At 61.5% G+C, this 22,156-nt stretch carries 19 protein-coding genes; 3 read left to right on the top strand and 16 right to left on the bottom strand.

Annotated elements, in window-relative coordinates:
• Window positions 1-72 precede the first annotated feature (72 nt).
• From ACUN9V_RS03510 to ACUN9V_RS03465, 10 genes are all read right to left on the bottom strand, one after another.
• Window positions 73-1,203 (bottom strand): L-talarate/galactarate dehydratase, encoded by a 1,131-nt coding sequence (locus ACUN9V_RS03510; RefSeq protein WP_445510342.1) that lies wholly within the window; start codon window positions 1,201-1,203, stop codon window positions 73-75.
• Window positions 1,204-1,418: 215 nt separating this feature from the next.
• Window positions 1,419-2,450: a LacI family DNA-binding transcriptional regulator gene (locus ACUN9V_RS03505; protein WP_445510341.1), complete on the bottom strand. Its 1,032-nt coding sequence runs from the start codon at window positions 2,448-2,450 to the stop codon at window positions 1,419-1,421.
• Window positions 2,451-2,639: 189 nt separating this feature from the next.
• Window positions 2,640-3,110, bottom strand: coding sequence for a phosphohistidine phosphatase SixA (sixA, locus tag ACUN9V_RS03500; RefSeq protein WP_445510340.1), 471 nt, complete (start codon window positions 3,108-3,110; stop codon window positions 2,640-2,642).
• On the bottom strand, window positions 3,110-4,159 hold the full coding sequence (locus ACUN9V_RS03495) for an NAD(P)H-dependent glycerol-3-phosphate dehydrogenase (protein WP_445510339.1): 1,050 nt from the start codon (window positions 4,157-4,159) through the stop codon (window positions 3,110-3,112). Before ACUN9V_RS03495 ends, sixA begins: the two co-directional genes overlap by 1 nt.
• A gap of 171 nt (window positions 4,160-4,330) precedes the next feature.
• A complete protein-coding gene (locus tag ACUN9V_RS03490) occupies window positions 4,331-5,776 on the bottom strand; it encodes an NAD(P)(+) transhydrogenase (Re/Si-specific) subunit beta (protein ID WP_445510338.1) in 1,446 nt (481 codons plus the stop codon).
• A gap of 16 nt (window positions 5,777-5,792) precedes the next feature.
• The gene (locus tag ACUN9V_RS03485) at window positions 5,793-7,364 is read right to left on the bottom strand and encodes a Re/Si-specific NAD(P)(+) transhydrogenase subunit alpha (RefSeq protein ID WP_445510337.1); all 1,572 of its coding nucleotides are present in this window, start codon (window positions 7,362-7,364) and stop codon (window positions 5,793-5,795) included.
• Window positions 7,365-7,753: 389 nt separating this feature from the next.
• The gene (locus tag ACUN9V_RS03480; RefSeq protein ID WP_445510336.1) at window positions 7,754-9,226 is read right to left on the bottom strand and encodes a protein adenylyltransferase SelO; all 1,473 of its coding nucleotides are present in this window, start codon (window positions 9,224-9,226) and stop codon (window positions 7,754-7,756) included.
• A gap of 210 nt (window positions 9,227-9,436) precedes the next feature.
• The gene (locus ACUN9V_RS03475; protein ID WP_445510335.1) at window positions 9,437-10,372 is read right to left on the bottom strand and encodes a glucosaminidase domain-containing protein; all 936 of its coding nucleotides are present in this window, start codon (window positions 10,370-10,372) and stop codon (window positions 9,437-9,439) included.
• A gap of 151 nt (window positions 10,373-10,523) precedes the next feature.
• Window positions 10,524-12,422, bottom strand: coding sequence for a molecular chaperone HtpG (gene htpG, locus ACUN9V_RS03470; RefSeq protein WP_445510334.1), 1,899 nt, complete (start codon window positions 12,420-12,422; stop codon window positions 10,524-10,526).
• A gap of 110 nt (window positions 12,423-12,532) precedes the next feature.
• On the bottom strand, window positions 12,533-12,868 hold the full coding sequence (locus tag ACUN9V_RS03465; RefSeq protein WP_445510333.1) for a YkvA family protein: 336 nt from the start codon (window positions 12,866-12,868) through the stop codon (window positions 12,533-12,535).
• Window positions 12,869-13,272: 404 nt separating this feature from the next.
• Between ACUN9V_RS03465 and ACUN9V_RS03460 the strand changes: the two genes are divergently transcribed.
• Window positions 13,273-15,246 (top strand): transglycosylase SLT domain-containing protein, encoded by a 1,974-nt coding sequence (locus ACUN9V_RS03460; protein ID WP_445510332.1) that lies wholly within the window; start codon window positions 13,273-13,275, stop codon window positions 15,244-15,246.
• 134 nt (window positions 15,247-15,380) lie between these two features.
• Here the strand turns inward: ACUN9V_RS03460 and ACUN9V_RS03455 are convergent, their stop codons facing one another.
• Window positions 15,381-15,959: an exopolysaccharide biosynthesis protein gene (locus tag ACUN9V_RS03455; RefSeq protein WP_445510331.1), complete on the bottom strand. Its 579-nt coding sequence runs from the start codon at window positions 15,957-15,959 to the stop codon at window positions 15,381-15,383.
• A gap of 152 nt (window positions 15,960-16,111) precedes the next feature.
• Window positions 16,112-16,528: an NINE protein gene (locus tag ACUN9V_RS03450; protein WP_246837660.1), complete on the bottom strand. Its 417-nt coding sequence runs from the start codon at window positions 16,526-16,528 to the stop codon at window positions 16,112-16,114.
• Between the two features lie 556 nt (window positions 16,529-17,084).
• On the opposite strand from ACUN9V_RS03450, the gene ACUN9V_RS03445 reads away from it, so the two are divergent.
• Window positions 17,085-17,291, top strand: coding sequence for a cold-shock protein (locus ACUN9V_RS03445; protein WP_071232112.1), 207 nt, complete (start codon window positions 17,085-17,087; stop codon window positions 17,289-17,291).
• Between the two features lie 132 nt (window positions 17,292-17,423).
• Here ACUN9V_RS03445 and ACUN9V_RS03440 read toward each other — a convergent pair whose 3' ends face one another.
• The 4 genes from ACUN9V_RS03440 to ACUN9V_RS03425 form a co-directional block, all read right to left on the bottom strand.
• Entirely contained in the window at window positions 17,424-17,864 is a 441-nt protein-coding gene (locus ACUN9V_RS03440) for a nucleoside deaminase (RefSeq protein ID WP_075561669.1), read from the bottom strand.
• 113 nt (window positions 17,865-17,977) lie between these two features.
• Window positions 17,978-18,901 (bottom strand): lipid kinase YegS, encoded by a 924-nt coding sequence (gene yegS, locus ACUN9V_RS03435; RefSeq protein WP_445510330.1) that lies wholly within the window; start codon window positions 18,899-18,901, stop codon window positions 17,978-17,980.
• 255 nt (window positions 18,902-19,156) lie between these two features.
• Window positions 19,157-20,350 carry a multidrug effflux MFS transporter gene (locus tag ACUN9V_RS03430; protein ID WP_445510329.1) on the bottom strand — a complete coding sequence of 398 codons (1,194 nt, stop codon included), beginning with the start codon at window positions 20,348-20,350 and terminating at the stop codon, window positions 19,157-19,159.
• Window positions 20,351-20,417: 67 nt separating this feature from the next.
• A complete protein-coding gene (locus ACUN9V_RS03425) occupies window positions 20,418-21,113 on the bottom strand; it encodes an MgtC/SapB family protein (protein ID WP_110693777.1) in 696 nt (231 codons plus the stop codon).
• Window positions 21,114-21,263: 150 nt separating this feature from the next.
• Between ACUN9V_RS03425 and ACUN9V_RS03420 the strand changes: the two genes are divergently transcribed.
• On the top strand, window positions 21,264-22,112 hold the full coding sequence (locus ACUN9V_RS03420; protein WP_445510328.1) for a formate/nitrite transporter family protein: 849 nt from the start codon (window positions 21,264-21,266) through the stop codon (window positions 22,110-22,112).
• Window positions 22,113-22,156 lie beyond the last annotated feature (44 nt).

The raw sequence follows: 22,156 nt of genomic DNA, 5'->3' as shown, positions 1-22,156 counted from the left end.
GAGTTTACGTGGGTGTAAATGAGTACTTTCGCGTCGATTTTTAACGCCGTATGACCGAGCGCAGGCATTTTTTCAGCCGCGCTTGCCGAATTCGGCGCTATCCACGGTCCACTTGCGCGCCTGCTCGGTCAGCGTAATACCCAGGCCCGGACGATCCGGCACGACCATGCGGCCGTCGCGAGTTTCCAGCCGCTCGTTGAACAGCGGCTCCAACCAGTCGAAGTGCTCGACCCACGGCTCGGCCGGATAGGCGGCGGCCAGATGCAGGTGAATTTCCATCGCGAAGTGCGGCGCCAGCTGCAGGCCGGCGGCATCGGCCAGTGTCGCCAGCTTCAGGAACTGGGTAACCCCGCCGATACGCGGCGCATCCGGCTGAATGATATCGGCACTGCGGTGCTTGATCAGCTCCATATGCTCGCCCACGCTCGCCAGCATCTCGCCGGTCGCGATCGGGGTATCGAGCGCGGCGGCCAACGCGGCATGCCCCTCGACGTCGTAGGCGTCCAGCGGCTCCTCGATCCACACCAGGTTGTACTGTTCCATGACGCGACCGAAGCGAAGCGCCGTCGCGCGATCCCACTGCTGGTTGGCATCGATCATCAGTGGCACATCGTCACCGAGATGCTTGCGCACGGCTTCGACACGCTGGAGATCGATCCGCATGTCGGGCTGACCCACCTTGATCTTGACGCCCTTGATGCCGTTCTCCAGCGATCGCGTCGCGTTCTCCTTGACCTCTTCGATCGGCGTATGCAGGAAGCCGCCGGAAGTGTTGTAGCACTGCACGGAATCGCGATGCGCGCCCAGCAGCTTGGCCAGCGGCAACCCGGCTCGTTTGGCCTTGAGGTCCCATAACCCGACATCGACCGAGGCGATGGCCTGCGTCGACAGACCGCTACGCCCCACCGAGGCGCCGGCCCAGACCAGTTTCTGCCACAGCTTGCCGGTATCGTTGGGATCCTCGCCCAGAATCGCCGGGGCAATTTCCTTGGCATGGGCGAACTGGCCATAGCCGCCGGCACGCTTGGAGTAGCTGAAGCCGATGCCCTGATGACCATCACGTGTTTCGATCTCGGTGAACAAAAACGAGACTTCGGTCATCGGCTTCTGACGTCCGGTCAGCACCTTGGCATCACTGATGGGCGTCGCCAGCGGCAACAGCACGTGAGAGAAACGGATCCAGCTGATGGCATCGTTGGACATCGGACTACCTCATTGACGTGGCTGAGAGGATGACCTCCCGACTTGCCCGATGACGATGATGATTGCGCTATCACCGTGATATCGGACATCTGATGGCTTGGAATGTTAGCGCAATCAATTTGTATGACAAAGCGCCTGCCAGTTAATTACGACCAAAGGATGACAATGCCCTACCGCGCCGTAGAAGGAAGCGCCGACGCGGCTCGGGCCGTCATTTAGGTAGTGTCTCGATCGACGATCTCGAATCCGATATCCAGCGTTTGCCCCGCCCGTTGAAACGTCGGTTGCGCCATCCGCTGCAGCAGATGTTCGGCCGCACGCAGCCCGATGGCAGCCCCGTCGATACGGACGGTACTCAACGCGGGGAAGCTGGCAGCGGCATAGCTGCTGTCGCCGAAGCCCATGATTGCCAACTCTCCCGGCACCGACAACCCGCGACTTTGCGCCTCCGCCAGCACCCCGAGGGCGAGGATATCCGAGCTGCAGACGATGGCGTCCAGCGAATGCTGATCGAGCAGTTCGGCGCTCTTCTCCCGCCCCCAGGGCATGCTCGAGGGCGTACCGACCTCTCGCAGCTGATACTCCCCTGCCCCCGCCTGCTCCAGTGCCGAGACGAAACCGACGGCACGCCGTTTGGCGCGAGAATCGTCGGCGCTGATGAGCCCGAAGCGACGACAGCCCCGCGCCAGCAGATGCTCGGCCACGGCGCGCCCCACCGCCTCGTGGGAGAAGCCGACCAGCATGTCCAGCGGATCATCGGTCATGTCCCAGATTTCGACCAGCGGCACCTGGGCAGACTTGAGTCGTTGGCGCGTCAATGCGGAGTGGCGACAGCCGGTCAGCACGATCCCGTCAGGGCGGCGGCTCAGCACCGTCTCGAGAATCGTCTCTTCCTGTTCCGGGGTATAGCCGACCAGGCCCAGCAGCACCTGGTAGCCCTGAGGGGACAGCGCACCCATAACCGTCTGCACAACCTCGGCAAACAGTGAATGCGCGACCGTGGGCACTAGCAGCGCGACCAGCCGGCTTCGGCTCGAGGCCAGGGCACCGGCGACTCGGTTGGGCACGTAGCCGGTCTCCAGCACCGCTTGCTGCACCCGCAGCCGCGTACTCTCGCTCACCAGTTCAGGCCGGTTGAGCGCACGCGACACCGTCATCGGCGCCACGCCCGCAACGCGCGCCACATCGGTCAAGCGCGCGCTACCGGTCGAGCGCGACGAGCGATGTGTCCCGCCGCTATCGTCCATAAAAATGATTACCCACTCGGCTATCCTTCGGCTCGGCTATCCTGCGACTCGGCTGTTTTTCAACTCTATCCTTCAACTCGAAACCCAATTTGGCCGACCTCATGGCAAGCCTCGCCCAGCGGGGCCTGGTAGCGCCATCATTTAATCACGGCCCATCCCGCTTGAGATCCATAGGCTGCCCCATTCGATTCAACGATGGGGCGGAGAGACGAACGCCTTCAGGCTTGCGCAACCTGCCGCCCAGACGTCGGCCTCAAGCAAGGCGATTCCCGCCGTCGGAAACCCCACGCCCGCGCTGGCCGAACCGTCTACCAGCCGCCCCGTCAGAAGACCAACCAGCGGCATATGGCTGACGAGGATCAGTGGCCGCGAAACGTCCCTCTGGGTCAGCCGTTCGACCAGCGCGCCGACATCGTCATCCGGCGTCACGCCTCCGACCGTTTCGATGTCGCCATCCACGGCATCGGCAATGGCCCGTGCGGTCTGCTGGGCCCGGTGATAGGGACTCGACCAGATCGTCGCACCGGTGAGCGCTGAGCGTGAAGCCAGCCAATGGCCGGCGCTCTGCGCTTCCTGCTCCCCGCGTCGGGTCAGCCGCCGCTCGGAATCGGCGTTCCCCGGCGCCGCCTCTCCGTGCCTGACGACTGCAAGCCACCCCATCACTCGGAATCCGGTGCCAGTTCATGGGCCCGGGATACCGCTTCCCGCGACAGCATGAACTCGACGTCACTGCTCTGCTCGCTTTCCATCAGCGCCTTGGCCATGTCCTTGGCCGGAACGCCGCCGAACATGACCTGATAGAGCCCCTGGGCCAACGGCATGTAGATATCTTCCTGGCGGGCCTTTTCGCACACCAGTTTGACCGTATTGACCCCTTCCGCCACCTGCCCGAGCACTTCGATGGCCGATTCGAGATCGTGCCCCTGCCCCAGGGCGTAGCCGACACGGTAGTTACGCGAAAGCTCCGAGGAACAGGTGACGATCAGGTCGCCGACGCCGGAAAGCCCCAGGAACGTCATCGGATTGGCACCGAGAGCGACCGCGAACCGGCTCATTTCCGCCAGCGCCCGGGTCATCAGCATGCTGCGCGTATTCTCGCCCATGCCCAGTGCGGCCGCCATGCCGGCGGCGATGGCGTAAATGTTCTTGAGCGAGCCCCCCAGTTCGGCGCCATAGCGATCGTTGCCGGCATAGACGCGGAAATAACTGCACCCCAACGCCGCCTGGACATAGGCACGTGTCACCGGATCGTCGCTAGCGATCACCGTCGCGGTCAAATGCTTCTGGGCGATCTCGGCGGCGAGATTCGGGCCGGACAGCGCGCCGATGTGCGAAGAGCCTGTCTCTTCCTCGATCACCTGGCTCATCAGCTTGAAGCCATCGGCCTCGATACCCTTGGTCGTGCTGACAAGGATCTGCTCGGGTCGCAGATACGGCCGTACCTGCTGCAGCACGGTGCGGAACGCCTTGGAGGGGATGGCGATGAACACCACGGCGGCCTCGGTCACCGTCTCCGCCAGATCGGTAGATGCGACCACCGCCGGATTGATCGAGTAATCGGGCAGGTAGCGACCGTTGCGATGTTCGCGGTTGATCTGTTCGACCAGGGCTTCATCGCGCAACCACTGCCGAACGTCGGCGCCATTGTCGGCGGCGATGCTGGCAATGGCAGTACCGAAGCTACCCCCGCCGAGTACGGCGACCTGCATGCGTTCTTCTGACCCGTTCTTGCCTGACCCGTTTTTATCGGACCCGTTCCTATCAGACATGGTCGTTCCATTGACGATGAGCGTTAGCGACATTGTAACGAAAAAACGCCCCGAGACGGGGCGTTTAGTAGCATCGTTGTGACGAACCGGGGGGCCGCCGCGAGCCGAGCGTCACCAATCGATCATCGATACCAGCGAATCGATACTGGACCGGGCGTCGCCGTAGAGCATGCGGGTGTTGTCCTTGAAGAACAGCGGATTCTCGATACCGGAGTAACCGGTACCCTGTCCGCGCTTGCACACGAAAACCTGCTTCGATTCCCAGACCTTGAGCACCGGCATGCCGGCGATGGGGCTGTTGGGGTCTTCCTGCGCCGCAGGATTGACGATGTCGTTGGACCCGATGACGATCACCACGTCAGTGCTGGCGAAATCATCGTTGATCTCGTCCATTTCCAGCACGATGTCGTAAGGCACTCGCGCCTCGGCCAGCAGCACGTTCATGTGCCCCGGCAGCCGACCCGCCACCGGATGGATGCCGAACCGCACTTCCTTGCCGGCCACGCGCAGCTTGCGCACCAGATCGCTGACTGCACTCTGCGCCTGGGCCACGGCCATGCCGTAGCCGGGTACGATGATCACGCTGTCGGCGTCGTTCAAGGCGCTCGCCACGCCGCCGGCGTCGATCGCGATCTGCTCGCCTTCGATCTCGGCGGCCGGTCCCTGCGTCCCGCCGAAGCCGCCTAAAATGACGCTGACGAAGTTGCGGTTCATCGCCTTGCACATGATGTAGGAGAGAATCGCCCCGGAAGAGCCCACCAGCGCGCCGGTCACGATCAGCAGATCGTTGCCCAGCGTGAACCCGATCGCTGCGGCGGCCCAGCCCGAATAGCTGTTGAGCATGGAGACAACCACCGGCATGTCGGCGCCGCCGATGCCCATGATCAAGTGCCAGCCGATAAAGAACGCCAGCGCTGCCAGCAGCAACAGCGTCCAGAAGCCGGCGCCGTTGAGATAGGCGATTGCCAGCACCAGACACAGTGCTACCGCGCCCGCGTTCAACCCATGCCCACCGGGCAGTTTGTGTGGCTTGCCGCCGATCTTGCCGGCCAGCTTGGCGAACGCGACCACAGAGCCGGTGAAGGTGACCGCACCGATGAACACCCCTAGCACCACTTCGACCTGCAGAAAGGTCAATTCCGCCGGTGTCTTGTGGGCCAGGGTCGAGGCGAACGCCGACAGCCCGTCGAAGGAGACCCCGGCCGCTCGCATCGCCACGACGCGGGCACGTTCCAGCTCGGCATTCCAACCGATGAAGACGGCTGCCAGACCGACGAAACTGTGCAACGCCGCGACCAGCTGCGGCATCTCGGTCATCTCGACCTTGCGCGACAGCCAGACTCCGATCAGTCCGCCTATCAGCATCATCGGAATCAGCCAGCCGTAGCCGCCGACATTGGGCCCCAGGGCAGTGAAGACCACGGCGATCGCCATCCCGACGATGCCATACCATACCGCACGCTTGGCCTTTTCCTGATTGCTCAAACCACCCAACGAAAGGATGAACAGCACACTCGCCGCGATCGCCGCGGCGGAAACGAACTCATGTTGCAACATATCGATTCTCCGCGGATCAGGATTTCTGGAACATGGCGAGCATACGGCGGGTAACCAGGAAGCCGCCGACGATATTGATCGAGGCGATCAGCACGGATATCCCGGCCAACAGCCCGACCAGCCAGCTTCCGGAGCCGATCTGCAAGACGGCCCCCAGGATCACGATTCCCGAGATCGCATTGGTCACCGCCATCAGCGGCGTATGCAGCGAATGACTGACGTTCCAGATCACCTGAAACCCGACGAAACAGGCCAGCGCGAAGACGATGAAGTGCTGCATGAACGAGGCCGGCGCCACCAGCCCCAGCAGCCACATCAAGACACCGCCCGCGACCAGCATGCCGATCTGACGTTGGCTCTGAGTCCGGAACGCGGCATGCTCGGCCGCCTTCTTCTCGTCGAGCGTCGGCTCCTTGACCTTCTCTTTGGGTTTGGCAGCCGCGATCGCCTTCACCTTGGGCGGCGGCGGTGGGAAAGTAATCTCGCCGGCATGGGTTACCGTCGCGCCACGAATAACGTCGTCTTCCATGTCGTGAACGATGGTGCCGTCTTTTCCCGGCGTCAGATCGGTGAGCATGTGGCGGATATTGGTGGCGTAGAGCAGCGAGGCCTGCGTCGCCATCCGCGAGGGGAAATCGGTATAGCCGACCACGATCACGCCGTTGCCGGTGACGATGCGCTCGTCGGGCACGGTCAAGTCGCAGTTGCCGCCCTTCTCGGCGGCCAGATCGACGATCACCGAGCCGGGCTTCATCGCCGCGACCATCTCCTCGAGCCACAGCTTCGGCGCAGGCCGACCCGGAATCAGCGCGGTCGTGATGACGATATCCACCTCCGGCGCCTGCTCCCGGAACAGCGCCAGCTGCTTTTCGCGAAACTCGGGGCTTGATGGCGCCGCGTAACCGCCACTACCCGAGCCGTCCTGATTGTCCTCGAAATCGAGGAACAGGAATTCGGCGCCCATCGATTCGATCTGTTCCGCTACTTCCGGGCGCACGTCGAAGGCGCGGACCACCGCGCCCAGACTGGTTGCAGTGCCGATCGCCGCCAGGCCGGCAACACCTGCACCAATGATCAGCACCTTCGCCGGCGGAACCTTGCCAGCCGCCGTCACCTGACCGGTAAAGAAACGTCCGAACTGATTCCCCGCTTCGATCACGGCACGGTAACCAGCGATGTTGGCGGTACTGGAGAGCGCGTCCATTTTTTGGGCACGCGAGATACGCGGCACCATATCCATGGCGACAACCGTCGCGCCCTTGGCACGGCAGCGCTCGAGATTTTCCTCGTTCTGCGCCGGCCAGAAGAACGTGATCAGTGTCTGACCTTTCCGCAGCTGCTCGATCTCCGCTTCGACCGGCTCCCGGACCTTGATCACGACGTCCGCTTCGCTCCACAGTGCATTGGCGCCGTCAATGACGGTGACGCCGGCATCGCGATATGTCTCGTCGCTGAACCCGGCGAGCGCGCCGGCACCGCTCTCGATCAGGCACTCGTGCCCTAGCTTCTGGATCTGCTGCGCGCTTTCGGGCGTCAGCGCCACTCGCGCTTCTCCTTTGGCGAGCTCCTTGGGCGCTCCAATCCTCATTCACTGCTCTCCCGATGGTCAGCCATGCATCGACACTCCTTCCTGTGCATCTCGATAACGCGCGGTTCCCTGCCCTCAAGGCGATAACGCCGTAGCGGGGAGAGATCGTCGTCAGTTAATCATCGCGATAGATAGTCATTGCGATAGGTGATGACAGTTTTCCGGAGAACGACCACGGGGATCAAGCGATTAGGAGGAAAACCAACCCGGTCAATAACTTATGGCAGGCATAATAAAAGCGTTATAGTTAAATTCTCCGCCAACCCGTTGTTTTGAATATCAAAACCCGGACCCCTGATTTCCGTTATCCAACTTATAACGAATGACTTATCACTAAAAAATGCCGGCTCGAGAACCGGCACTATTCAATGATCGGACGGTCGGAATCTTTACGACGAGCAGGAGAGGCAAACCGGCGGCGCGCTGGGAAGCGGCGCCTCGGCCCAGACATCCATCCCCGGCCGACGCGTGAAGGGTGACGAGAGCAACTCGCGGAATGTCTGCAGCGGGCGGGTATCGCCTTCCTGCGCGGCCTCGATCACCTGCTGGGCGAGATGGGTACGCAGGATGTAGAACGGATTGACCCGACGCATGGCCGCCAGCCGTTCCGTCTCTCCCCGAGACTCCTGCGCGAGACGCTGGCGGTAGCGCTCGAGCCAGGCATCGAGCGGACTATCCGGCCCTGCGCTTTCGATTTCCGCGGTCAGCGACAGGCCGCCGACGACGTCCTGGTCACTCAATGCGCGGAAACTCCGGTGGAAGTCGGCCCGCGAACTCTCGATCAGCGACAGCCAATCCTCGATCAACGCCCCGTCGCTCTCCTGCTCGGTCTCGAGCCCGAGACGCCCGCGCATCAGGATCGCGTACGCCGCCTGCAACGTGGGCTCGTAGCTGTCCAGTATCTCGCGCAGCCGTTCCACTTCGATCAAGGGCGTCAACGACTGGCCCAGCACGGTCAGATTCCACAACCCCACGCCGGGCTGCTGATCGAAGGCATAGCGTCCGGTCGCATCGGTGTGGTTGGGCGTCAGATTGGATTCGAAGCGATCCATGAAGGCATAGGGACCGTAGTCCAGCGTCAAGCCCAGAATCGACATGTTGTCCGTGTTCATCACCGCATGAACGAAGCCGTAGGCTTGCCAACGGGCGATCAGTTCCGCGGTTCGCGTCACCACGTCCTGGAACAGCGCTTCCAGCGGGGCGGGCTCCTGCGCGAGATCGGGGCGATGGCGATCGATGACGTGGCGCATCAGGCGATCGATATCTTCGACGCGCTGCTGCTGATAAAGCCATTCGAAGTGGCCGAAACGTACGTGACTCTCGGCCAGTCGCAGCAGCGTGGCACCCGGTTCGACGCGTTCACGCATGACTTTTTCGCCGTTGACGGCAACAGCCAGGGCCAGGGTAGTCGGGATCTTGAGCCCGGCCATCGCCTCGCCGGCGAGATACTCGCGTATCGAGGAGCGCAGCACCGCACGGCCGTCGCCGAAGCGCGAATAAGGCGTCTGTCCCGCGCCCTTGAGATGCAGGTCGACAGGACCCAGCGGCGTCATCGCCTCGCCAAGCAACAGGCCGCGACCGTCGCCCAGCGCCGGATTATAGGTGCCGAACTGGTGGCCGGTATATTTCTGGGCCAGCGGATCCATGCCCTCCAGCAGCTGCTCGCCACTCATCAGCGCGGTCAACCGCTGGCGATCGATATCATCCACCTCCAGCCCAAGCCGCGTCGCGCCGAGCGGGCTGACATCGAGCAGTCGCGTATCGCGCCTCGGAGTGGGCGTTACGCGAGTGAAAAAGTCGTCGGGGAAGCGGGACCAGACATTATCGAAGGTCAGTGCCTCGAGGGACGTTTCGCTGGCCATGATGGCCTCCTCGGGTTGGCAGAAAAGTCGCTGTAGTCTAGCTCAACTGGGCGAACACACACGAACCGCCAGTCACGATGGGCAACCGGCGCCGATCAGGCACGGAATCGATTAGGCACGGGATCGATTAGGCACGGGGTCGATTAGGCAAAGGAGCCCCACAGCGGCCATAGCGGCCGCGCGGGGAGAAAACAATAGGCGGGAAAGCCGTCAGGCCGGGCTATCGGCCGCGAACGAGCTGTCGGCGCCATGGGTGCGTATCAACTCACCGTTGGTGCGCAGCAGCGACAACAGCTGACTTTGGTAGCCGGGTGACGTCGAGTAGTTGTGCAACGTGCCGATCAGCTTCTCGGCGGAGATCGACTTGCCGGTCGCGGCCAGCGCGGCCCGTTGTCCACGAAGCTGAGCATAGGCGCGGTGGGTATTCAGGTTATGCAGATAGGCCCCGACACCGTCGCGGACGCTATCGAATACCTGAAAGCGGCGTGACGTACCCTGCTGCGCGATACCGCAGCCGGCGCTGAAACAGCGCATGCCGAACAGGTTGTTGCTCTCCTTCGCCAGCCGTGAGGTTCCCCAGCCGGACTCTTCCACGGCCTGGATCACGACCATTTCCAGCGGTACGGTGTTGACCCTTGTCAGCAACGCCTGGCTGACCTTGCCGGGCGAGCACTGCACGCCATAGTCATCGCATAGCCGAGCCAGCCGCTGCTTCTCGTCCGCGGTCAGGGGATTGATGCGCGTATGTACGCCGACCAGCCAATTCCGATCGCGCTGAATACGCGCATTTTCCGCCTGCACCAGCGGTACCAGCATACTCAGGAAGGCAGCCTTGCGTTCAGGTCCGGCCTTGAGCTCGGCCAGATCCGGCAGCTCGGTGACCGGGTCCAGCGCGGGCGGCTGAACACGCGTATCCAGCGTCGCCACGGTCCGGGAGGAAGCCGGCACGGTTTCGGATATCGACTCGGCATGAGCGGCTATCGGAAACGTTGCCATAGTGACCACCAGACAGAGTCCCGCAATCCGCGTCGCGACACTGTGGCAGCGCTTTACGCCTGCCGCGTCGTGGCACCGATCTCGAGTCATGAAGCGTGCGAAAGGTGAAAAAGAGAGCCGGGTAAAAACCGGCAGGAAGGATCGCGACATACTCGCGCCTCCGTCGAGAAGAAGACGGCAGATTAACAACAAATAGCCGCCGGGTTGAGGAAAAAACGTGCAAGATGAGTATTTTCATTAACGAGACGGCCGGCCACGAGGGCCGGCCGTCAAGGTTCAGAAACGACTCAGATGAAGATGATCAAGCACTTAGCAGTGCGTTGAGGCGCTTGACGTAAGCCGCCGGATCATCAAGATGGCCGCCCTCGGCAATGACCGCCTGATCGAGAAGAATACGCGCCAGATCGTCGAAATTGCCCCCTTCTGTACCTTCGAGGCGCGATACCAGCGCATGATCGGGGTTGAGCTCGAGAATCGGCTTCACCTCCGGCAGCGGCTGCCCCGCCGCCTCCATCATGCGCCGCATCTGAAAGCCCATTTCATGCTCCGGCAGTACCACGCAGGCCGGCGAGTCGGTCAGGCGATGGGTCACCCGCACTTCCTGCACTTCCTCGCCGAGTGCCTCTCGTACACGTTTGACCAGGTCTTCCTTGGATTTGGCAGTTTCCTGCTGGGCCTGCTTCTCGGCTTCGTCGGCCATGTCGTCGAGTTCCAGGTCGCCCTTGGCCACGTCGGCAAAGGACTTGCCGTCGAACTCGGTGAGGTGGCTCATCAGCCACTCATCGACCCGATCATGCAGCAGCAGGACTTCGATGCCCTTCTTGCGGAAGATCTCGAGGTGCGGGCTGTGGCTCGCGGCCTTGAACCCGTCGGCAACGATGTAATAGATCTTCTGCTGGCCTTCCTTCATGCGGCCGACATAGTCCGCAAGCGACTGATCCTGCGTCGTGCTGTCGGTATGCGTGGTCGAGAAGCGCAGCAGCCCGGAGATCTTGTCGCGATTGGCGTAGTCTTCCGCCGGCCCTTCCTTCAACACGTCGCCGAATGTGTTCCAGAAGGTCTGATACGCCTCGCTGTCTTTCGACAGCTTCTTGAGCATGTCCAGCGCGCGCTTGGTCAACGCGGACTTCATCGAGTCGACCTGCGGCGATTTCTGCAGCAGCTCGCGGGAAACGTTCAGCGGCAGGTCGCGGGAATCCAGCACACCCTTGATGAAGCGCAGATAGAGCGGCAAGAACGCCTCGGCATCGTCCATGATGAAGACGCGCTGGACGTAGAGCTTGAGCCCGCGCACCCCGTCCCGCTGGTAGAGATCGAACGGTGCACGCTCAGGAACGTAGAGCAGGCTGGTGTACTCGAGCTTGCCTTCGACCTTATTGTGACTCCAGATCAACGGATCGCTGAAGTCGTGCGAGATGTGCTTGTAGAAGGCTTTGTATTCGTCATCGCCGATCTCGGCCTTGGGACGCACCCACAGCGCCGTCGCCTCGTTGACGGTCTCCCAACTGACGGTCTCGCTGCCGTCGATCTCGTTGCCCTCTTCGTCGCGCGCCTTCTCGACCTTGGGCATGCGTACCGGCACATCGATATGATCGGAGTACTTGCGCACCAAGTTCTTGAGACGGAACTCGTCGGCGAACTCCTTGGCGTCGTCCTTCAGATGCAGCACGATCTCGGTGCCGCGCTGGGGGTAGTCGACGTCGGCAATCGTGAACTCGCCCTCGCCCTTGGAGCGCCACTCGATGCCCTGATCGCTGTCGGCGCGACGAGTGCGCACCACCATTTCGTCGGCGACGATGAAGCCGGAATAGAACCCGACACCGAACTGACCGATCAGTTTGGCATCCTTCTGCTTTTCGCCGGAGAGCTGCTTGAGAAAGTCGGCGGTGCCGCTCTTGGCAATGGTACCCAGGTTCTGGATGACTTCGTCACGATTCATGCCGATACCGGTATCGCGAACGGTCACCGTGCCCGCTTCGGCATCGTGCTCGATCTCGACACGGAGTTCGGCATCGCCCGCGTAGAGCCCGTCATTCTCCAGCGCCTCGTAGCGCAGCTTGTCGCAGGCGTCCGCCGAATTGGAGATCAGCTCACGCAGGAAAATTTCCCGATTGGAATACAGGGAGTGAATCATCAAGTGGAGAAGCTGCTTGACTTCGGTCTGGAAGCCGAGCGTTTCTTCTTGAGTCGCGGTAGTCATTGACGAGCCTCTTGACGCTATTACGAAATTAAGACGGATCCGAAATTAAGACGGACAAAACAAGGTGTTCAGCGATATGGGGCTGGCTTTCCCCATTTCAAGCCAGCCCGTCAATCCGCAACGATTTCCTCATCGTCGATGCCTTTCCAACGCCGATAATCGCCCATCGCGCGGTCGACCCGCGTCAACAGCCAGCCCACGATGAAAACATCGTCGACCAGCCCTATGATCATCAGGAAATCGGGGATCAGGTCCAGCGGCGATACCAGATAAACGAGTGCTGCAGCCATCCACCCGAAGGCGGCCCAGGGAATCGGGCGATAACGGCCCCGAAAGACATCCATGCACATCGGCCCGAAAACCCGGAACGCGCGGCCGATACGGGCCAGGGCGCCACCGCGCTGCTTGAGGCGGGAAAACTGTGTCACAAAACGCCAGGGATTCATGGGAGAACCTCCGATCAGGATGTTGGGCGCAGAAGCACTCGATCGACGCCGGCCTGGAACTTAAATGGTCACGATCCGGTCAGGATTCAACATCGGCACCTCGAAAGACCGTGGAAGAGTGTGGAAGAGCGTTCAGATCGCCGCGACGAACCCCTGTCGTTTTCGATCGCCACGTATCGAGGCGCTGGCCCGAACAAAGATCGGCGATGACGTCTTGCAGCCGAATTCAAATCTTCGCCGTCAAACACTACCCAAGCCGGCCCCCATCGGCGACGATGGGCGCTGAGTCGACGTCGCTTCGATGCGCGTCACGATGGCCCCCTTCGTGACGCGGTCTTGCCAGGAGCGCGATCCGTACAAGCACGCGCGTTGAAGAATAGCGCTTCGAGAAAGAGAGAGACCCAATGCCCGCATTGCCTATCCGCAGACGTTGGTTGAGCTGGTGCCTGGCCGGCGCCATGGGCGTCAGCGCCGTCGCCAACGGTGCCGTTTCGCCCACGGTGAACGCCAGCAGCGATCAGGCCATGAAGCAGGCGCTGGACGCCGCCCGCGACCGGCGCTGGAACGATATCGATGACGCCGCCATTCAGGATCACGTCCTGGCGGGCTATGTGGAATATCACCGCCTTCGTGCCCGGCTTTCCAGCGCTACGGCGGCTCAGGTCAACGATTTCATCGTGCGCTACGGTGACTCGCCGCTGGCCGACTGGATGCGTGGCTCGGCGCAGACACAATTTGGCAAGATGGGACGCTTCGACGATCTGCTGGCCATCAGCGATGGCGAACCCTCGGGCACCATCCGGCAATGCTACTACTACACCGCACTGCTCGATCGTGAACCGGCCAAGGCCGCCGCCGGCGGCGAAGCGCTATGGCATGTCGGCGCCTCCCAGCCCGCGGCCTGTGATTCGCTGTTCTCGACCCTCGAGGATCGCGGCGTGTTGACCGACGAGGACACCTGGGAGCGCATGATGCTGGCCTGGGAAAACGGCCAGAGCGGCCTGGTCACCTACCTCGGGCGAGATCTCGATGATTCCTGGCAGCGAGCGATCGATAGCTTCGATGACGTCCGCGGCAACTATGCCGACGTCACCCGGATTCCACTGGATCTCGGCCCCGATGGCCAGGCCAGCGGGGCACTGATTGCCGCCACGATGCATGGCCTGACCCGCGCAGACACCGAGGCTTCACTGGAAGCGTGGCGCAAGATTTCCGCCCACGTTTCACTCAGCGAAGAGCAGCGTGACCGGATCGAGCATGATCTGGCGTTCTATTCGATGGTTCGCGATGTCGGCAATAATCAGGGCTGGGTCGATACGACGCTGCCGCGCTTGGCGGATGCCGATCTGATCGAGCTGCGGATTCGCAATGCGGTCACCGAGGGCAATTGGGCCAACGTCGCCCGCTGGAGCGAAGCGCTGCCACCGGAGGTACGCGCCGAGGCTCATTGGCAGTACTGGCTCGGCCGCGCGAGCGAGGCAATGGGCGATGACGCCAAGGCGCACCAGGCCTACCAGTTGGCGGCACAGGATCGCAGCTTCTTCGGTTTCGCTGCCGCCGACCGCCTGGGGCAGCCCTATCAACTGCAGATGGCCAATACCGAGGTCACGACGCTTCAGCGAGAACTGACGAATATGCTGCCCGTGGTACAGCGCACGGAAGCGTTGATGCGAATCGGCGAAGACGGGCTGGCCCGCAGCGAGTGGTACACCGCCGCCGCCAGAGACACGCCGGCTCAGGCCGAGGCGCTGGCCGATTACGCGATTCGCCAGGGCTGGTACGGCATGGCGATTCAGACCACCATCGCCGCCAAGCAGTGGGATGCGCTACCGTGGCGCTTCCCGGCCGCCTATCGAGATTCGTTCCTGAAATGGGGCGAAACCAACCAGGTCGATCCCTATCTGCTGATGGGCATTGCTCGCCGCGAGAGCGCGTTCAATCCGCTTGCCGCATCACCGGTCGGCGCGCGGGGCCTGATGCAACTGATGCCCGGCACCGCCGATCACGTCGCTCGCGAGCTGGGGATCAGCGCGCCCAACACATCCGAGCTTTTCGAACCCCAGCTGAACATTCGTCTCGGCAGCACCTACATTCGCTCGATGCTGGAGCGCTACCGCGGCAATCGAATCGCCGCGACAGCCGCCTACAATGCCGGCCCCCAGCGAGTCGATCGTTGGCTGAACAGTGCACCGCCCGAGTTCGATCGTTTCGTCGAGAGCATTCCGTTCCGCGAAACTCGTGACTACGTACAGGCCGTGCTGGCGTATCGGGTGATATTCGAAAGCCTCGCCAAGCAGGGCAACACTCAAGGCGTCGCCATGCTGTCTCCGGCCGAGAGTCAAGGCAACTACGACCCGACGCTGATCGCACGTAACTGAGGCCAGGCCTCTCCAGGCACCGTTCGACAGCGAAACGCCCCGACTGTCCGCGAATCAGCTCAACGGCTGAGTCAAGGACAGCATCGGGGCGCTTTTTCGGCGGGACTCGAGAATGACGGGTCTATCGAGTCGATCTACACAAGCCAGATACCGATGCCGGCTCCGCCAGCTAGCGTGACGCCGAGCCCCATCAGCATCATCAGGCCGTCCCCCGCCGTCAGCCCCAGCGCCATGACCGCGATCGCCAGCGCCGGTATGGCTGCCGCGAACGGCAGCAGTTCCAGCGGGATCATGCTCAGCCCGAGTACGACCATCAGCAGCGCAAGCAGACGCTGAGTGATATCTCCCATCAGCCAGCGCAGCCGAGGCTGCAGAAAGCGATCGATGCGACGCGTCCAGGGCTTGGCCCGCTGCGTGACGCGATGCCAGCGATCGTGACTGACGCCCCGCTCACCCAACGCCTTGGGCAGCCAAGGACTCTTGCGTCCGAACACCAGTTGAATCGCCATCAACGCAATGAAGGTACCGCAGACGCTGGGCACTCCCGGAACGCCGCCAGTGGGTAACAACGCAATCAGCGCCGGCAGCAGCACCACCGGGCCGAAACCTCTGGCGTTGAAGGTATCGATAATATCCTGCAGCGTGATGGTGTCGTCCTCGACCTGACGGTCGAGCGTTTCGAAAATAGCGGTCAGCTTCAGGCGCTCCGCCATGCGTCACCTCCTTGTGACATCGTCTGTAACACTGCTCCACGGGCCCGTTCCATCAAATCGCCCGCAACATTGATCCGCAATATCATCGCGCAAGATCAAAATATCGATTGGAACGGGTATCCGCGAGGCAGCCGTATCGGCTCCGACGGGCCTTAAAGCCCGCGGCGCGCATGCTTGAGCGAAATCTGATCGTTGAGCGTCCAGAAATCATAGAGTATGCCGATCAGGAACAACCCCCCGGTCAACAGATAGATCAGGCCGGTGATCCATTTGCCCATGTACATTCGATGAATGCCGAACAGACCCAGGAACGTCAGCAGGATCCAGCCCAGCGTGTAGCTTATCGGCCCGGATCGAAAGCGTAGATCGGCCTGCCGATCCATGCTCGGAATGAGGAACAGATCGATCAGCCAACCGATGCCGAACAACCCCAGCGTCAGAAACCATAGGGTCCCGGTGACCGGTTTGCCGTAGTAAAAACGATGGGCTCCCGTAAATCCGAAGATCCACAGCAGATAACCGATGATCTTGCTGTGCGTGTCGTTGAGACTGATTTCGCGTTGCACCACGCAGACTACTCCTGACTTTTTCGATGACTGAAAACAATTGGCCACAGCCATGATTGGCTGTCACGGCCCCTCCTCCTCGAGGTGAGCGACAGCTTACCCGAGACACCCGCCATGACGCATGCCCCGTTAGCACTTCAAAGCATCGATACCCACGGCCAATAGTGTCAGCGTGCCCGGGATCGTGCAGTGGCCTTCCCGCAACGCCGTCGAATATGACAGCGATATATCAATCTTCTTTAAAAGCGTTAATAAAACCATACCGCATGCCGCGATCAACTTGAAAAAACGGCCTGACCGACAGTAGACGCCAACAAAATTTCCCTCTATGGTTCAAAAGCGGGGCATGGAAAAGGTTCTATCAAAGTCAAGCCATTCGCGCTTGTCGAGGTATGGCCACCAATGCAACATCCGTTGCGTAGGTTTGCAGGCAGAATGTCGTCGGTTGTTAGTCGATCTCGTCCAACTCCTAGTGCGCATTCCCCTTGGTCGGACCACGCATTTCGGGCATCCCCCGGGAGGCTCGGTTACATCACTATGCAAGTTAAGGATATCGACAATGGCAACCGGCACTGTGAAGTGGTTCAACGACACCAAAGGCTACGGTTTCATCTCCCCCGACGATGGTGGTGATGACCTGTTCGCACACTTCTCCGAAATCCAGGCTGACGGCTTCAAGACGCTGCAGGACGGTCAGAAGGTCACCTTCGACGTCACGCAGGGAAAAAAGGGCCTTCAAGCCGCCAACATCAAGGTATCTGGTTAATCCCAGTCAAGGGTCACAGACGTGGAAGCTTCGGCCCATGGCCCGACCGCCTTGAACAAAGCCCACCTAACGGTGGGCTTTTTTGTTCACGATCCAGTGGCGCTCAAGCAGAGAGATGTTTGGCGGCCAGGCTCAGGGTTCGCCGATGTCCTCGTTCCAGACTGTCGGATAGGCCGCGATGAACTGCGTCATCATTTCGCGGCAGGCGGGGTCATCGAGAACTTCGATCTCGACGCCGCGTTCGCGCAGCAGCGCCTCTTCGCCCATGAAAGTACGGTTCTCGCCGATGACGACCCGAGGTATGCCGTATAAAAGGATCGCCCCGCTACACATCGAACAGGGGGACAGCGTCGTGTAGAGCACCGAATCACGGTAGACCGAGGCGGATCGCCGACCGGCGTTTTCCAGCGCGTCCATCTCCCCGTGCAAAATGGCGCTTCCCTTCTGTTGGCGCTGATTGTGCCCGCGACCGATGATCTCGCCCCGGTACACCAGCACGGAGCCGATCGGCACGCCGCCATTCTCGAGACCACGCTTCGCCTGGTCGATCGCTGCCTGCATGAAGTCGTCCATTCCGGCTCTCCTCTCTAATCGCTGGTCGATCAACACCTGCCTCTTGTGCCCATTGCATCGCGCTCCCCGCTTTGCATCCACGTCTCTGGGTGGACCTTTTGCGAGGTCTGCCGTCAGGCGGGAGGATGTAACAGGGGGCAGTTCTCCGGGACCACCAACGGCAACGCATCACGGTCCAGCGAGGCGCGAAAGCGCTCGTAGCGCCGTGGTTCACCGTCGAGGTTCAAGGGAAAGGCGCCGTTACTGTCGAACTCGACCCAAGGCACACGCAGATAGCGCACGAACTCGCCGTCCTGAGGCAGATTCTCGAGTTCATCGATGATCCGTTTCAGATCGCCCAGCGAGTTGAAATGACGCACGAACAGCAACTCGAGCAGGCCGTCGTCCAGCCTGGCCGAAGGTGCCAGCCGTTGACCGCCGCCGGCCTGGGAGCCGTTACCGATCGCCAGCATGAACAGCGGAACTCGTGCCTCGCCGTCCGGCCAGCGCATATGCCCTTCATAGGGTTGGTAATTCCAGGCCTTCAGCATGCCCATCAACGAATAGGCGCCGCCCCCCAGAAGCCGCTTCAGCCCTACCGGGGTCGAGGTGGTGATCTCCGCCCCGAAACCGCCGGAGGCGACATTGATGAAAGGCTCGTCATCGAGCTTGCCGACGTCAACCTGGCGGATGGCGCCCGTCAGCGCCAACTTCAGCGCGTCTCGTGGCGCCATCGGCACGTTCAAACCCGTGGCGAAATCATTGGCGCTTCCCAATGGCAGGATGCCCAATGCTGGTCGCCGTTCGGGAGTCTGACGCATCAATCCCGCGACGATCTCATTGATCGAACCATCTCCGCCCCCGGCAACGATTCGCGTGGCCCCGGCTGCGACGGCATCATCGACCAGCCAGTTGCCATCACCGCCTTCCCAGGTCACTCGAACCCGAAGCTCGTGCCCCTCTCGACGCAGAGACTCGACCGTCTCCCGAATCTCCGGCTGTTGCGCGGATTTACCGTTAAGAATCAACCATGTGCTGTCCTTGCCATGACTGGCCATACCAATCGCTTCCTTTCCCGGGGCCGACCGATCACCGTCGTCGTGCCATCATCTTTCGCGGCTTCGCTGCCGCCAATTGCTTCATTCTAGCGTGTTCCGCTCATATCGTTGTCGGACTCGTTAAACCACACTCCAACGCAGCACTAGGTTACCCGACGTGCCGATGAACAACCGGCGGTCGTGGATGGCGTGTGGCGTACCGCAAGCAACGCGGCGGTGACAGTGCCTATTAAGAATCTTTCCGTCTACAAGGCCTCAATCGCTGGAATTGGCATTTTCCGTTACTCGCTTTGCCAACACCCACAGGACGATCCCGCCTCCACTGCAGATCAGTGCCAATGAGACCTGCGGTGCCAACGGCGTCATCAGCAATAGCGTTGCCAGCGTCGCACCGCCGCCCAGCTGAATCGAGCCCAGCAGCGCCGCTGCCGTCCCCGCACGTTCGGGAAACGGCTCCAGCGCCAGGCTCGCCGCGGCACCCAAGACCATCGAAAAGCCTATCGAAAGCAACGCTATGGGCCCCATGAAGGTCACGACCGATACCGGCACGCTTCCATACAGGCAGGCGATCAGGACGCCGCCACCAACGACGACGATCAGTCCCCGCTGCACGGTCGACTTCCTTCCCCAGCGCGCCATCAATCGGGGCACGATGAAAAACGCCACCGTACTCACCAGTGCGTTGCCCCCGAACCACAGGCTGAAGACCCACTCCGGTTGGCGCAGACGGTCCATCATCACCACTGGCGCGGCCGAGACGTAGACCAGAATGGCCGCCATCATCGTGCTGACGAGAATGGCGTAATAGAGGAATCGCCGGTTGAAAAGCACCGGTCGATAACGTGACCAGCGATAGAGGCGCTTTTCGATAAGCGTCCCGGGCGGCCGGGTCTCGCCGAAGCGCCAATAGGCGCTGAGCCACAACAGCGCTGCGAAGCCGGTCATGAACGCGAAGTTACTGCGCCATCCCAGCGCGACGGTCAGCGCCCCGCCCATCACCGGTGCCAGCGACGGTACCAGCGTGAGTGAACCATTGAGATAGCTGTAAAGCTTGGCGCCCTCGGTCGGCGTATAGCCGTCACGGACGGCGGCGAAGGCCACGGTGACGGAAGCGCAGGCGCCCAGCCCCTGAAGTATTCGCGAAAAGTACAGCATCTCGATCGAGATCGCGGTCATCCCGATCAGCGCCGCTACCATATAGATGGCGACGCCGCCCAGCAGCACCGGGCGCCGCCCGAAACGGTCGGTCAGCGGACCGACCAGCAGTTGCCCGACGCCAACGCTCATCAGAAACAGCGTGATCGTCAACTGCAGCGCCGCGTAGGAACGCTCGAACTCACCGGCCATGGCGGTCAATGCCGGCAGATAGATATCGATCGCCAAGGGCGACAGCATCACCGCGCCCATCAGTATCCAGAAAGCCGGACGCTTCTCGCGTGCCTGCATCATTACCTCGCCGCCATGTCAGGAGCGCCTACTCTATCGGCTGGCAAGGGAATGACAACCATTCTCGACATCAATCTCCGGTGGGCGAAAGCTGAAACTCCAGCAGACGATCATGGTCGCGCAGATTGGCGGCCAGCGGCGGGATATACTTGCGATCGTGGGTTCTCAGCATCATGCGGTATTCGAACTGGCGGCCGTCGTCGCGCGTGCGATAGCTCAGGCTTTCGATCTTGAATCGGTGCGACGCCATCAGATCGTGAATCTGCGTTTCAGCCATCACCGCCTGACTGTCGAATCGCAACACGCAGCGGGCGAATATCCGGCTGGGCATCCGCGCCTCCACCATCCGGAACAGGGAGAGCGTCAGCAAGGTCACCACGGTCGCCAATACCGCCGGAAACAGAAACCCGATGCCGTAAAGAATACCCAGCGCCGACGTTATCCAGATCGAGGCGGCGGTCGTCAGCCCTCGGACCGTCAAACCCTCCTTGAAAATCACCCCGGCGCCCAGGAACCCGATCCCGGTCATGATGCCCTGTGCCATGCGTGTAGGGTCCGTACGGATCGTGGCTTCCGGCACCGCTGTACCCAACCACTGCCACTGATACATCGTGACCATCATCAGCAGCGCCGAGGAGACGCAGACCAGCGCATGGGTGCGGAACCCCGCCGGGCGCCCGTGAAAGGTGCGCTCCAGCCCGATCAGGCTGCCAGCCAGCCAGGCCATTCCCAAATGCGTCAGCATCGTCCACGATTCCGGCGACATGCTTGGCTATCTCCTTGTCTCGTTTACGACTATCGTTTCGTTCATGACTGTCGTTTCAGCATAGTGCTTGCCGCCAGCTGTCGCAGCCTACCCTGACGGTAATGCGCGCTGCCGACGCGACCTTTTATCTCGCTACGAAGGAATGCAAGCTTGAGTAAACACCACAGCCTCACCCCGCCCAGCCGCGTCAGAGAGGAGGAGGACGAACACGATCTCCAGCTCAATGGCGAAGATCTACCCTCGAAAGCGGCGGCCGTACACGAATCCATTCGCGAGGAAGGCGAAAAGGAGTTGAGCCGCACCGTATCGGCACTGCTCTGGTCTGCCATCGCCGCCGGCCTATCGATGAGCTTTTCGATGCTGGCGAAAGGCCTGCTGCATGCGCGTCTACCGGATAGCGATATCGGGTTTCTGGTCGAATCACTGGGCTACACGGTAGGCTTTCTGGTGGTGATCATGGCTCGTCAGCAGCTCTTTACCGAGAACACCGTTACCGCGGTACTGCCCGTGATGAGCCAACCGCGGTTCGGTAAATTCGTCTGCCTGCTTCGCCTGTGGGGGGTCGTGCTGATCGGCAACCTGGTCGGCGTCGCGGTTTCGGCATGGGCGATTCTGGCCCTGCCGATCTTCTCGATGCAGACCCACGAGGCATTTCTCTCTCTGGGCGAACATATCCTCGAGAATACGCCGATGCAGATGTTCTCGAAGGGTATCGTGGCCGGCTGGATGATCGCGACCATGGTCTGGCTGCTGCCGAGCGCGGGCAGCGCCAAGATCTGGGTGATTCTGATCGTGACCTACCTCGTCGCCATCGGCGGATTCACGCATATCATCGTCGGCTCGACCGAAGTGATGTATCTGGTCTTCTCCGGTCACGCGAGCTGGGCGGATTATCTGTTCCGATTCGGCCTGCCGACGCTACTCGGCAACCTCGTCGGCGGCACTTTCATCTTCGCCCTGATCAGCCACGCCCAGATCCGCAGCGATAGCGACAACTGATGGCCGTTGGTCGACGACAATGACAGAGGGAAAACGCAGACGGG

The sequence above is a fragment of the Salinicola sp. V024 genome (assembly GCF_052645315.1).
Note: the sequence above shows the minus strand (reverse complement) of the source record. Positions and strands in the feature narration are given on the sequence as shown.